Origin of the sequence: Candidatus Allofournierella merdipullorum (assembly GCF_048426865.1) — a bacterium.
Taxonomy (GTDB): domain Bacteria; phylum Bacillota; class Clostridia; order Oscillospirales; family Ruminococcaceae; genus Allofournierella_A; species Allofournierella_A merdipullorum.
On the sequence record NZ_DBFNWJ010000001.1, the window covers coordinates 36,359 to 49,905 of the forward strand.

A 13,547-nucleotide genomic window follows, 5' to 3' on the forward strand; every position below is an offset into this window, starting at 1 on the left:
TTTCAATGAGCATGATCAACACCCGCGACATTATGGAGACCATCAACATGATCTCCGCCGAAAACCTGGACGTGCGCACCGTGACCATGGGCATCAGCCTGCTGGACTGCGCCGACCCCGACCCCAAACGCGCCTGCGAGAAGATCTATAATAAAATCTCCACCCGCGCGGCGCGGCTGGTGCCGGTGGTGGAGAAGATCAGCAGTGACTACGGCATCCCCATCATCAACAAACGCATCAGCGTGACCCCCATCGCCATGCTGCTGGCCAGTGCCCCCGACGCCGACCCGGTGGACTACGCCAAGGCGCTGGACAAGGCGGCCAAGGCGGTGGGCGTGAACTTTATCGGCGGCTTCGGCGCGCTGGTACATAAGGGCTTTTCCGCCGGCGACGAGCGGCTCATCGAGTCCATTCCCCGGGCGCTGGCCGAGACCGACATCGTTTGCAGCAGCGTGAACATCGGCTCCACCAAGACCGGCCTGAACATGGACGCGGTGAAGAAGATGGGCCAGGTGGTGCGCGCCGCCGCCGAGGCCACCGCCGACAATCAGTGCATGGGCGCTGCCAAGCTGGTGGTGTTCTGCAACGCGCCGGAGGATAACCCCTTCATGGCGGGCGCCTTCCACGGCGTGGGCGAGCCGGACTGTGTGGTGCATGTGGGCGTTTCCGGCCCGGGCGCGGTGCGCGCGGCGCTGGCGAAGCTGCCCAAGGACGCCCCCCTGGACGAGGTGGCGGAGCTCATCAAGCGCACCGCCTTCAAGATCACCCGCATGGGCCAGCTGGTGGGCAATCTGGCCGCCAAAGAGCTGGGCGTGCCCTTCGGCATCGTTGATTTGAGCCTTGCCCCCACCCCCGCCATCGGCGACAGCGTGGCCAACATTCTGGAAGAGATGGGCCTGGAAAGCTGCGGCCAGTGCGGCACCACCGCCGCCCTCGCCCTGCTCAACGACGCGGTGAAAAAGGGCGGCGTGATGGCCTCCAACCATGTGGGCGGCCTGTCCGGCGCGTTTATCCCCGTGAGCGAGGACGAGGGCATGATCCAGGCCGTGCGCCGGGGCAGCCTGTGCATGGAGAAACTGGAAGCCATGACCGCCGTTTGCAGCGTGGGCATCGACATGGTGGTCATCCCCGGCGACACCCCCGCCGAGGTCATCAGCGCCCTCATCGCCGACGAAGCGGCCATCGGCATGGTGAACACCAAGACCACCGCCGTGCGCGTGATCCCGGCCATCGGCCGCACCGCCGGCGAAGAACTGGATTTCGGCGGCCTTTTGGGCTATGCGCCCATCATGTCCATCAGCACCTGCAGCCCCAAGGTGTTCATCGACCGGGGCGGACGCATCCCCGCTCCCATGCAGGCGCTGAAGAACTGACCGGGACGGCAGGATGAAAAAGCAGGACCTGGCCGCGCTGGCCGCCATTGCGGCGCTGTATGTCGCGCTGCACTTTCTGGGCATGGGCTGCCCCATCAAAGCCATTACCGGCGTGTCCTGCGCCGGGTGCGGCATGACCCGCGCCTGGCTGGAGGTGCTCTCCGGCAACTGGGCGGCAGCCTTTGCTTATCACCCGCTGTTCTGGACGATCCCCCTGGGCGTGCTGGTGTTCCTTTTTCGGCGCCGGTTGCCCCGCCGCCTGACGAGCGCCCTGCTGTGGGCGGCAGGCATCGCCTTCGTGGCGGTGTATGCCGTGCGTCTGGCGGACCCCACCGACAGCGTGGTGGTGTTTGCCCCCGAAACGGGGCTGTTCCATCGTATTCTGCGGCTTTTGCCGCTTGGAAAGTGAGGAATGGCCATGATCTGCAAGCAATGCGGAAAAGAGATCCCCGAAAACAGCAACTTTTGCACCTTCTGCGGCGCAGCCCAGCCTGTGACCGAGCCGGTGCAGGAGCAGGCGCCTCAGCCCGAAGCGCCCGCGCCGGCTGCCGAACCGGAGCTGGTGGTGGAGCCGGGCCCCGCGCCCGAGGCCCCGCCCGCGCCGGAGCTGGTGTTCGACCTGCCTGTGCCGGAGCCGGAAGCCGCCCCCGCCCCCAAGGCGGAGGAACCCGCACCCATGCCTCTGCCCGATCCCGCGCCTATGCCTCTGCCCGACCCGGTGGCTGACCCCGCTCCCAAGGAGGAGGGGCCCGCCCCCGTGCCCCTGCCCGACCCGGTGCCCACTCCGGGGAACGGCCCCGCGAACGGGCCTGTCGGCGGCCCGCCGCCGGTTCCCCCCACTCCGGCCCAGCCTGCCGGCGCGGCTCCCGCGAACGGCGGCGTGAGTTATGACCTGGTCCTGAAGATCTTCGCCGCCATCTGCGGTGTCGTCTGCGTACTGCGGGCGCTGGGTTCCATCGGCGGCGTCTTTGGCAGCCTCGTCACCCTTGTGCGCTATGCCGACATTCCCTCCCTGTTCTACATGGTGCTGAACCTGGGCTCTTTGGTGTGCTATCTGGCAGCTGCCGCTATGCTGGCGCTGCTGGCGCTGCGCCGCACCAAAGAGAACACCGAAGCCCTGGTCTTTGGCCTGACTGCCAGCGCGGCGGGCCTGCTGATCGTTCGGCTGCTGACCCTGGTGCTCTCCATCCTGCTGAACATCATTTTCTACCAGTTCTTCACCTTCAGAATGTTTCTGAACGCTCTGGGCAGCCTGGTGGGCCTGGCCTTCTGGCTGGCCGTCTGCCTGGGCGGTGTGTGGGGCATCCTCTACCTGATGAAGGAAGCGCCTCAGCCCGCCAGCGTCATCAACGACCCCAGCGCCAAGCTGACCATCATCACCGAAGCTCTGAAAAAGGGCGCGGGCGAGGTGCAGCAGCAGGCCGGCGCGGCCGCTGCCTCCGCCAAGAGCGCCTATGACGCCCATCAGGCCCAGCAGCAGGCCCAGGCTGCCCAGTATCAGGCGCAGGCCCAGGCGGCCGGTTATCCCGCCGTGCGCATCCAGACCAACCGCAGCCTGATCGCCTACATCCTGCTGTCCATCATCACCTGCGGCATCTACGGCTACTATTTCATCTATTCCATTGCCCGCGATGTGAACACCATGTGCCGCGATGACGGCGAAAAGACCGGCGGTCTGCTGGCCTTCATCCTGCTGAGCTTCGTCACCTGCGGTTTCTACGGCCTGTACTGGGAGTACAAGCTGGGCAATCGTCTGGCGGCCAACGCTCCCCGCTATGGCATCACCTTCCAGGAGAACGGCACCAGCGTGCTGCTGTGGTACCTGGTCGGCTCGCTGCTGTGCGGCATCGGCCCCTTCATTGCCATGCACATCCTCATCAAGAACACCAACGCTCTGGCGGCTGCCTACAACGCCCACAACGGCCTGTAAGAAAACAGCCTCGCCCGTTCCGGTGTGACCCGACAGAAAAACGCCCCCGCGGCCAATGGCCGCGGGGGCGTTCTCGTTTGTTGTTTACTCCTCGGAGCCGGTGCACTCGATGCACAGGTCACGCAGCTGTTTCTCGTCCACGGTGTCGGGCGCGCCGCTCATCAGCTCGCTGGCGTTCTGCACCTTGGGGAAGGCGATGACGTCGCGGATGGAATCGCGGCCCAGCATCAGCATCACCAGACGGTCCAGGCCGATGGCCCAGCCGCCGTGGGGGGGCGCACCGTAGCGGTAGGCGTCCATCAGGAAGCCGAAGTTCTCGCGGGCGCGCTCCTCGGTGAAGCCCAGCGCCTTGAACATCCGGGCCTGCAGCTCGGGGTCGTTGATACGGATGGAACCGCCGCCCAGCTCCACGCCGTTGAGCACCACGTCGTAGGCGTTGGCGTAGCAGGCGCCGGGGTCGGACTCCACCTTGTCCATGGAGTCCTCGGTGGGCATGGTGAAGGGATGGTGCATGGCCATGAAGCGGCCCTCCTCCTCGCTGTACTCGAACAGCGGGAAGCGCACCACCCACAGGAAGTTGAACTTGGCGGGGTCGATGAGCTCGCAGCGGCGGCCCACCTCCAGACGGACCTGGCCCAGGGCGGTGCAGGCGCGGGTGGAGTTCTCATCGCTCACCACCAGCAGCACGTCGCCGCACTCGGCGCCCGCGGCGTTGCGCAGGGCGGCCTTCTCCTCCTCGGTGAGGAACTTCTCAAAGCTGGAGGTCTCGCCCTCCTCGGTGAGGCGGGTGTAGGCCAGGCCCTTGACGCCGTAGGTCTTGGCCACGTCCACCAGCTTGTCGATGGTCTTGCGGGTCAGCTGATGGGCCAGGCCCTTGCAGTTGATGAGGCGCACGCTGCCGCCGGCGGCAATGGCGTTCTTGAAGGGGGCGAACTCGGTGGAACGCACCGCGTCGGTCACGTCCTGCAGCTCCAGGCCGAAGCGGGTGTCCGGCTTGTCGGAGCCGAAGCGGGCCATGGCCTCGTCCCAGCTGAGGCGCTCGAAGTGCTCGGGCAGGTCGATGTCCAGCACTTCCTTCCACAGCTTCTTCAGCAGGCCCTCGCAGATCTCCATCACGTCGTCCTCAGAGACGAAGCTCATCTCCAGGTCGATCTGGGTGAACTCGGGCTGACGGTCGGCACGCAGGTCCTCGTCGCGGAAGCAGCGGGCGATCTGGAAGTAGCGGTCAAAGCCGGAGAGCATCAGGATCTGCTTGTAGATCTGGGGAGACTGAGGCAGGGCGTAGAAGTGGCCCGGCTGCACCCGGCTGGGCACCAGATAGTCGCGGGCGCCCTCGGGGGTGGACTTCATCAGCATCGGGGTCTCGATCTCGCAGAAGTGGTTGTCGCACAGGAAGTTGCGGGTGACCTGGCAAATCTTGCTGCGCACCACCAGCGGCTCGTGCATGGCCGGGCGGCGCAGGTCCAGATAGCGGTACTTCAGGCGCAGCTCGTCCTTGACCTTGATCTCGTCCCGGATCTCAAAGGGAGTGGTCTCCGCGGCGCTGAGCACCCGCAGCTCGCTCACATACAGCTCCACCTCGCCGGTGGGGATCTTGTCGGTCTTGGCGTCCCGCTCACGCAGGGTGCCCTTGGCAATCACGACATACTCGCTCTTCAGGCTGCCGGCCTTCTCGAACACGGCCCGGTCGGTGCCGTCGTCGAACACCAGCTGCAAAATACCGGTGGTGTCCCGCAGGTCCACAAAGATGATGCCGCCCTTGTCGCGGCACTTGGCCACCGAACCGGCCACCACCATCTCCTGCCCGGCATCCGCCAGGCGCACTTCGCCGCAATATCGGGTGCGGCGCAGGTTGCCCATGGTCTCCATTTTTGGTTCCTCTTTTCCGCGCCGGACGAAACGGTCCGGCGAACAGTCTTTTTACATCAGTTCATTATACTTGCTTTTGGCGCCGAATACAAGGAAAAGGCGCAAAAAATGCCGCCCCCGGCAAGGGGGCGGCGCTTTTTTGCGGATTTTACTGGGCAGGATACGCGCGGTTGATGGAGTCCTGCATGATGCACAGGTTCACGATGCCCAGGCCGAAGAGGGACAGCACCAGATACAGCAGGCTGTTGTCGGGCGCGCCGATGGCCATGAACGCCTTGCCCATCTTGTAGTACCAGTACATGCCGAAGATGCCGCAGGTAACAATGGACAGCACGATCACCAGAATACCTTCCATCTGCCACTCGTTCGGGTTCACGGTGCGGGCAGACTCGTTGATGGTGTACATCCAATACAGCGCGTAGATGCCGCAAGTAATGATGCTGAGGATGACGCAGAGCACGATGTTCTTGTTCATGGATTCCTTCCTCCTTGAGAGAAGATATTTAGGATAACGCTGTTATAAGAACGATTCATCCCCTGTGAAATATGACATTTTTTATCCGTATTTGTAAAAAAATGGGTCTTTTATTCGAAATCCAGGAATTCCGCCGCCTCGGCGTCGCTGGGCATGCGCCAGTCGCCCCGGGGCGAGAGGCTCACCGAGCCCACCTTGGGGCCGTCCGGCAGGCAGCTGCGCTTGAACTGCTGGGTGAAGAAGCGGCGGTAGAAGGTCTTGAGGGTGGTGCGCACCGTCTCCCGGCTCACCTCGGGATAGGCAAGGCAGGCCATCTCCAGAATGCGCTGGGGGGCATAGCCGTTCCGCAGCATATGGTAGAGGGCAAAATCGTGCAGATCGTATTTGCCCAGGGTCTCCTCGGTCTTCTGCACCAGCGCGCCGTCTTCCGCCACCGGCAGCAGCTCCGGGCTGATGGGGGTGTCCAGAATGTCCAGCAGCACCCGGGTGATGCGGGGCTCGTTGTCGCACAGACGGCGGGCGTGCCAGGCCACCATGGCCTGCACAAGGGTCTTGGGCACCGAGGCGTTCACCCCGTACATGCTCATCTGGTCGCCGTTGTAGGTGCACCAGCCCAGCGCCAGCTCGGACAGATCGCCGGTGCCTACCACGATGCCGCCCTCCTGGTTGGCCAGGTCCATCAGGATCTGGGTGCGCTCCCGGGCCTGGGCGTTCTCAAAGGTGGTATCGTAGAGATCGGCGGGATGGCCGATGTCCGCAAGGTGGCCGTCCAGGGCGTTTTTGATGGGGATCTCCCGGTATTCCGCGCCGGTGAGCTGCGCCAGCGACGCGGCGTTGCCGAAGGTGCGTTTGGTGGTGCCCACGCAGGGCATGCTCACCGCCAGCACGTCGGAGGCGGGGCGGCCCAGCCGCTCCATCGCCTGCAGCGCCGCCAGAAAGGCGAGGGTGCTGTCCAGCCCGCCGGACAGGCCGATGACCGCCCGCCTGACCCCGCTGGCTTCCAGACGCCGGGCAAGGCCGGCCGCCTGAATGTGGGCGATCTCCGCGCAGCGCCCGTCCAGCTTTGCCGGGTCGCCGGGCACAAAGGGCAGCCGCTCCTCCGGCCGCCGGGCCAGCAGCTCCATCTGGGCGTCCGGGTCGATGAGGTCCGCCGCCAGCCGCACGGTGCGGTAAACACCGGGACGCATGCTCTCCATATAGGAGCCGTGGCGCATCCGGTCGGCCCGCACCCGCTCGATGTCCACCACCGCCCGGATGACGCTGCCGGGGGCGGGATACAGCTGTTCGGCCAGGATGCGGCCGTTCTCACAGATCATGCCGTGGCCGCTGAACACCAGGTCGGTGGTGCTTTCGGTATCGCCCGCGCCGGCGTAGACATAGACGCAGTCGCACCGGGCGGACTGGCCCGCCACCAGCTGGCGGCGGTAGTCGCTCTTTGTGACCGTCTCGTTGCTGGCGGAGGGGTTCAGGATAAGGTCCGCCCCGGCCAGGCAGGCGGGGCCGCTGGGCGGAGCGGGGGCCCACAGGTCCTCGCAGATCTCCGCCCCCAGCACCACCGCGCCGGTGCGGTCAGTCACCAGCAGGTCCTCGCCGAAGGGCACCTGGATGCACTCGCCGTTTTCCAGCGGCCAGAGCACACTGTCCGACCGACGGGCCGAGGCGGGGGCGAACCACCGCTTTTCGTAAAATTCGCCGTAGTTGGGCAGGCAGCTCTTGGGCACCATGGCCACCGGAGCGCCGCCGTGCAGAAACACCAGGCAGTTGAAGAGCTGGTTGTCCGCACGCACCGGCGCGCCCACCGCCAGCAGGCCTTTGAAGCCCTTTTCCCAGGCCTCCTTTGCCAGCCGGTTCACCCAGTGGCAGGCGGCGTCCAGAAGGCGGGTCTGGCCGAACAGGTCGGCGCAGGTGTAGCCGGTGATGGCCAGCTCCGGGAACAGGAGCACGCCCGCGTCGGCGTTCTCCACCGCCAGCGCCAGCATCTCCCGGGCGTTGCGCTCGGGCGCGGCGATGTGCACCCGGGGCGCGGCGGCGGCCACGGTAAGCAGTTGTGATCTCATGGGTCCTCCCCCTTGCAGCGCCTGCGCGGGCAGGCGGTTTTTCGCTTTGTCCTATTATAACACATCCTCTTCGGCCACAACACCCACCCGGCGAAAAAAGGGCGGCGCAGCGTTTCCGAAAGGACAAAAAAGGCAGACGAAAAGCCAAATATCTCCCCCTTGTCCGGCCCGCCGGGACGGGGATATAATGGGGTCACAAAGCACCCTCGGCGGTGCAAATTTCGGACCGAATTTTTGTAGGAAAAGGAGCATTGACATCATGCAACTTACTGCCACCCAGCTGACCCTGCCGGGCGCGCTGCCCGGGCCGCAGGACCCCCAGCCCTTCTTCCGCGCGCCGGTGCAGGACCTCAAGGTGCCCCAGAACGGCACCTTCCTGCCCCGGGACGAGGAAGGCTACGGCGTGGGGTGCGGCGCGCGCACCCTGCCCTACCGCATGCAGGACCGCTACACCCGCAGCAGCGAGCCGGTGAGCCTGCCGGCACTGGTGCTGGAAAACGAGCATCTGAAAGCCACCCTGATGCCCACCCTGGGCGGGCGGATGTGGTCCCTGTTCGACAAGGACGAGGGGCGTGAGCTGCTGTTCGAAAACCCGGTGCTGCGGGTGGCGAATCTGGGCATCCGCAACGCCTGGTTCTCCGGCGGCGTGGAGTGGAACCTGGGCCACACCGGCCACCATGTGTTCACCTGCTCGCCGCTTTACAGCTGCAAGGTGACCGCCGCCGACGGCGAAGAGTTTTTGCGGATGTACCAGTATGAGGCCATCCAGCGGCAGGTCTACCAGCTGGACTTCCACCTGCCCGACGGCGCAAAGCAGCTGGCGGTGCATGTGCGCATCGAGAACACGCTGGACAGCGCCTCTCCCCTCTACTGGTGGACCAACACCGCCGTGCCGCTGACGGCCCGCACCCGGGTGTTCAGCCCCTCGGGCCAGGTGCTGCACCAGCTGCAGATGACCGATTACGGCGTGAACCCGGGCTTTGGCCGGTGCGAGATGCCCTGCCCGCCCACCATGGGCGGCGCGGACGCCAGCTACCCCTGGGACATCCCCTTCTCCACCGAGTACTTCTTCCAGAACGAGCGCACCGAGCCGGCCCCCTGGGAGGTGGCCGCCGAGGAGGACGGACGCGGCCTGTTTGAGCGCAGCACCCAGCCCCTCTTCGCCCGCAAGATGTTCTGCTGGGGCAACCTGCAGGGCGGGCGGCACTGGTGCGATTACCTCTCGAATCCCGGCGAGGGCGACTACATCGAGGTGCAGGCGGGCCTCGCCCCCACACAGCTGCACACCGCCACCATCGGGCCGAAGGCCGTTGTGTCCTTCACCCAGATCTTCGGCGCCTTCACCGCCCCCGCCAACCACGTGGCCGGCGAGTGGCACGACGCCCGGGACAAGGTGGCCCGGCAGGTGGAGGCCCTGCTGCCCGCCGCCGATGTGGCGGCCATCGACGCCGCCTGCGGCGCAGCGGCGACCCTGCCCGGCGGCTCGCTGCTCTTTGCGGGCGACGAGCGGGGCGGTCTGGAGCGGCTGCGCCGCGCCGCCGAGGGCGAGGGCGACTTCGCGCCCCATCTGGCCTTCCCCGCCCCCGACCCGGAGAGCGCTCTCTGGCCCTGGGTGGAGGCGCTGGGCGGCGGCATGCTGCCCGACACGGCCCTGCCCGCCGCCTACATGACCGCGCCCGAATGGCTGGGCCGTCTGGAGGCCCTGGCCGCCCGTCCCGACGCCACCGCCGCCGCCCGCTTCCAGTGGGCCGTGGCGCTGGTGGAGAACGACCGCGAGGTCGAGGCCCTGCCCGTTCTGGAGGCGCTGGCCGCCGCCGGCGACGCCTTTGCCGCCGCCGCGCTGGGCAAACTGGCCGCCCGCCGTGAGGACTGGGCCGCCGCCGAGGACTGGTTCACCGCCGCCCACCGCCTGGAGGGCGACAAGCTGGACGTGAGCTTTGCGGAGCTGGCGCTGGAGGGCCTTGTGCGGGCCGGCCGCCACGGCGAAGCCTGGGCCCTGTGGCAGGCGCTGCCCGAAAGCCGCCGCACCCAGAGCGCCCGGCTGTCCGCTGCGGAAGCCGCGGTGAAACTGGGCAAGCTGGATTTCGTGGACGAGTGTTTCCGGGTGGATTACGCCATGATCCGCGAGGGCGCGCTGGGCCTGGCCAACGTGTGGTTCGAGGCCGAGGCGCGGAAGAAAGCCGCCGCCGAGGGCCGCGCCTTCACCGAGACGGACATCGACCGAACCCTGCCGCTGCCCCGGGAACTGGATTACCGGATGTTCTGAAAAAAGGCATAAAAAAACTCCCGGCCGCCCGGCCGGGAGTTTTTTGTTTACCGTTTGGGATTGACGATGCTGCGCCACTCCAGATCGCCCCGCTCCAGGCCGTGGATGAGCACCTCGGCGGTGGCGATGTTGGTGGCCAGCGGGATGTTGCGCACGTCGCACAGACGCAGCAGGTTCATCTCGTTGGGCTCGTGGGGCTTGGCGCTGATGGGGTCCCGGAAGAACAGCAGCAGGTCGATCTCGTTGCAGGCGATGCGCGCCGCGATCTGCTGGTCGCCGCCCTGCACGCCCGCCAGGAAGCACTGGATGGGCAGACCGGTGGCCTCGCTGACCACCTTGCCCGTGGTGCCCGTGGCCACCAGCGTGTGCTGGCTGAGGATGCCGCAATAGGCGATGCAGAACTGGACCATCAGTTCTTTTTTGGTGTCGTGCGCGATCAGCGCGATATTCATTGTTTCCTACCCCCTGCTCTGTTTCCCAACGTTTATTACACGATGTTCGTAGTACGGATATGATTGAAAAAACGCCTGCGGCGGCTTTTCAGCCCCACACGGCGAGTGGCACCCGCTGGCCCAGAAGGCGGCGGGCAAGGTTGTCCACCGCGCGGAAGGCCAGGGTGTCGGCGGGCAGCGCCTGTCCTTTGGCGGCGCACACCTGAAGCTGGCTGCTCTCGGGCACCACGGCGATCAGCTGGGCGCCCACCGTGTCGATGCATTCGTCCAGGTCACGCACCGCGCCGCCGAAGCTGCCCGGCCCCACCCGGTTGAGCACCAGGCGGACCTGTTTTGCGCCGGCGGCAAAGGCCTCGTCCGCCGCGATGTGGCCGTCACGCAGGGTGACGGGGTCCGGCGTGAGCACCAGCAGCACCGTTTCGCTCACCGAAAGCGCCGCCTTGAAAGGCGCCCCCAGACCGGCGGCGGTGTCCACCAAAACCCAGTCGAAAAAGGGCGACATTTTTTCCAGCAGCTTGTTCAGCGCCTCCGGCTGCACCGTGCCGCCCCATTCATAGGGCGCGGAGATGACCGAGAGGTGCGGATAGAGCGGGCTTTCCACCACGGCCTTGGCGCCTTCGCACCGGCCGCTGAGCACATCGGCGATGTCATAGACCGTTTTGCCGTAGACGCCGGAGATGATGTCCACACTGCGCAGGCCGGAATCCAGCTCGATGAGCAACACCTTTGACCCTGCGGCGGCAAGGCGGCTGCCCAGCAGCACCGACAGGGTGCTCTTACCGGTGCCTCCCTTGCCAGAAGCCACCATCACGATCTTTGCGCTCAAACTCATGCCTCCCTGCCGGTTGGTTTCTGCCAGCTGCATATCGCCCCGGCGGACGGGAACAGCACGCTCGTATTATCATAGTAGCACAAACTATCCCGGAGCGCAAGGGATATTTTGTGAAGAAGGGACAAAAACCGCCCGCAAACGGCGTTGCTGCGCCGTTTTTCAGGGCAGAAGCTGGCCCGCTTCGGCGCTTTGCAGGTCGCCGGTTTTTTCGATGAAATAGGCGTTGAAGATGTCCCGCACCACCGGCAGCAGATTGGAACCGCCGCCGCCGTATTCCATGATGGCGCCGATGGCGATCTGGGGATCTTCCACCGGGCCGTAGGCGATGACCGCGCTGTTCAGGTAGGTCAGGCCGTTCTCCTTGTCGTAGTACTCCGCGCGCTGGGGGCTGCCGGTCTTGACGGCGATGGTCATAGGGTAGTCCCGCAGGGCGCTGCTGTTCTTGGCGGCGCGGATCATACCTTCCTCCACCGCGTCGAAGGCGCCCACGTTGTCCTCCACCTGAGCCACCACCTCCGGCTCGAAGCTCTCCACCACCTCGCCGGTGTTGGAATCGCGGTAGCTGGAGATGAAGTGGGTGCGGTAGCGGGTGCCGTCGTTGGCGATGGTGGCGGCGTAGGTGGCCAGCTGCACCGGGGTCACGGCGGTGTTGCCCTGGCCGATGGCGGCCATCAGCTCAAGGCCCAGGGTGAAGTTGTCGTCGTCCGGGTCGGTGGTGCGGCCGGTGTACTCCGACAGCTCCACCCCCGTCTCGGTGGCAAGGCCCAGCTGACGGGCCATCTCGTTGAAGTTCTCGGCCCCTTCCCGGCGGCCCAGGTCGTAGAAATAGGTGTTGCAGCTGTAGCCCAAAGCGTCGTAGACGTTCAGGCTGCCGCCGCCCACATGGCCGATGCCCTCGCACCGGGGGCCGCCGCTGGTGACGTAGTAGTTGTAGCTGGCCTGGGCGCCGCCGCAGCGCACCGGTGTGTCGGTGGGGGTGATGAGGCCGGAGAGCAGGCCCTCCAGCGCCACCACCGGCTTGAAGGTGGAGCCCGGCGAATACAGGCCGCGCAGTGCCCGGTCCACCAGCGGGGTGTTGGGATCGCTGGCATACTGGGCGGCGTTGGTGCTGCGCAGGTTCAGATCGTAGCTGGGGTAATTGACGCAGGCCAAAACGCCGCCGGTTTTGACGTCGATCACCACCACCGCGCCGGCGCAGGCCTCTTTGCCTTTATACTGCTTGCCGTTGGCCTGCAGGTTGAGGATCTGGTTTTCCAGCGCCTCGTAGACCTTTTTCTGCAGGTCGGCGTTGATGGTGGTCACCATGGTGAGGCCCGGCTCCGGGTTCTGGATGACCTCGGTGGAGATGATGACGCCGTTTTTGTCGCGGGTGACCTGCTTGAGGCCGTCGCTGCCCCGCAGTTTATCCTCACCCACCTGCTCCAGGCCCGCCTGACCGATGGTGTCGTTCATGGCGTAGCCCTTTTCCTTCAGGGGATAGCTGACATTGCCGTCCTCGTCGGTGACTTTCCAGTCCTCGGCGTAGATAGGGCCCACATAGCCCAGAAGATGGGGCGCCAGGGTGCCGTCGGCGTAGACCCGGTAGCTGGTCTCGGTGATGTCCGCGCCCTCGCTGGTGAGGCCCCGCTCCTTCACGGTGGCCACCGTGCGGCTGCTCACGTCCTCGGCGAGAGTGAAGTTGTTGTTGTCGCTGAATTCTTCCAGCTCCATCTGGTAACGGATGCCGCCCAGGATGCGCTGCCACTCGGGGTCATAGTCCTGCAGGTCATAGCGCTCCACCACGGCGACCATCACCTGGTCAGCGGTGGCGTACTGCTGCTTGACCAGGTTGTCCTTCAGCTCCTCCAGCCGGCTCTGGGCGCGGGCGTCGTCCTCGTCGGCGGTGAATTCATAGTGGCCGTTCTCCGGCATACTGATGGGCATGGTGTCGTTCCATTCATCGCCGCCGGCCTGCAGGATCTCCACCAGCTCCACCAGCGTCTCGTTCAGATCGCCAGTGAGCATCAGCTTGTTGATGACCAGGTTGTAGCCGGAAACGTTGGAGGCCATGGCCCGGCCGTATTCGTCCACGATCTCGCCCCGGGCAGCGGGGATGCTGAACAGGTAGTTGCTCACCTGCTGGGCCTTTTCCAGCAGTTCTTCGCCCTGCACCAGCTGGAACTGCACCAGCCGCAAAAGAAAAATTCCCAGCACCACCACAGTGGCGACGATCAGCGCGCCGAGACGGCGGGCAAGGCTTTTTCGGTCCATGGGCGGCACCTCCTTCAGTGCGTCGGTGAGTGAAAGTCAGGGT

At 65.7% G+C, this 13,547-nt stretch carries 10 protein-coding genes; 4 read left to right on the plus strand and 6 right to left on the minus strand.

Features of this window, described 5'->3' with window-relative positions:
* Positions 1–11 precede the first annotated feature (11 nt).
* The 3 genes from ACMNAY_RS00180 to ACMNAY_RS00190 are packed head-to-tail and all read left to right on the plus strand — an operon-like array spanning position 12 to position 3,303.
* Positions 12–1,373, plus strand: a complete 1,362-nt coding sequence (locus ACMNAY_RS00180; RefSeq protein ID WP_418717947.1) for a PFL family protein — start codon at positions 12–14, stop codon at positions 1,371–1,373.
* 13 nt (positions 1,374–1,386) lie between these two features.
* Entirely contained in the window at positions 1,387–1,782 is a 396-nt protein-coding gene (locus tag ACMNAY_RS00185; protein ID WP_418717928.1) for a DUF2752 domain-containing protein, read from the plus strand.
* A 9-nt stretch (positions 1,783–1,791) separates the two neighbouring features.
* Positions 1,792–3,303 (plus strand): DUF4234 domain-containing protein, encoded by a 1,512-nt coding sequence (locus ACMNAY_RS00190; protein ID WP_418717929.1) that lies wholly within the window; start codon positions 1,792–1,794, stop codon positions 3,301–3,303.
* An 84-nt stretch (positions 3,304–3,387) separates the two neighbouring features.
* Here ACMNAY_RS00190 and aspS read toward each other — a convergent pair whose 3' ends face one another.
* From aspS to ACMNAY_RS00205, 3 genes are all read right to left on the minus strand, one after another.
* Positions 3,388–5,172 carry an aspartate--tRNA ligase gene (gene aspS, locus ACMNAY_RS00195; protein ID WP_418717930.1) on the minus strand — a complete coding sequence of 595 codons (1,785 nt, stop codon included), beginning with the start codon at positions 5,170–5,172 and terminating at the stop codon, positions 3,388–3,390.
* A gap of 148 nt (positions 5,173–5,320) precedes the next feature.
* A complete protein-coding gene (locus ACMNAY_RS00200) occupies positions 5,321–5,647 on the minus strand; it encodes a DUF4234 domain-containing protein (protein ID WP_394976808.1) in 327 nt (108 codons plus the stop codon).
* 110 nt (positions 5,648–5,757) lie between these two features.
* A complete protein-coding gene (locus tag ACMNAY_RS00205) occupies positions 5,758–7,704 on the minus strand; it encodes an NAD(+) synthase (protein ID WP_418717931.1) in 1,947 nt (648 codons plus the stop codon).
* Positions 7,705–7,963: 259 nt separating this feature from the next.
* On the opposite strand from ACMNAY_RS00205, the gene ACMNAY_RS00210 reads away from it, so the two are divergent.
* Positions 7,964–9,970, plus strand: a complete 2,007-nt coding sequence (locus ACMNAY_RS00210) for a DUF5107 domain-containing protein (protein ID WP_418717932.1) — start codon at positions 7,964–7,966, stop codon at positions 9,968–9,970.
* Between the two features lie 47 nt (positions 9,971–10,017).
* On the opposite strand, the gene mgsA is transcribed toward ACMNAY_RS00210, so the two are convergent.
* The 3 genes from mgsA to ACMNAY_RS00225 all read right to left on the minus strand — a co-directional run bounded on the left by mgsA (position 10,018) and on the right by ACMNAY_RS00225 (position 13,504).
* The gene (gene mgsA, locus ACMNAY_RS00215) at positions 10,018–10,422 is read right to left on the minus strand and encodes a methylglyoxal synthase (RefSeq protein WP_177521873.1); all 405 of its coding nucleotides are present in this window, start codon (positions 10,420–10,422) and stop codon (positions 10,018–10,020) included.
* An 88-nt stretch (positions 10,423–10,510) separates the two neighbouring features.
* Entirely contained in the window at positions 10,511–11,248 is a 738-nt protein-coding gene (locus ACMNAY_RS00220; protein WP_418717933.1) for an AAA family ATPase, read from the minus strand.
* 165 nt (positions 11,249–11,413) lie between these two features.
* Complete coding sequence (locus ACMNAY_RS00225) at positions 11,414–13,504, minus strand: penicillin-binding transpeptidase domain-containing protein (protein ID WP_418717934.1); 2,091 nt, start codon at positions 13,502–13,504, stop codon at positions 11,414–11,416.
* Between the last annotated feature and the right edge of the window lie 43 nt (positions 13,505–13,547).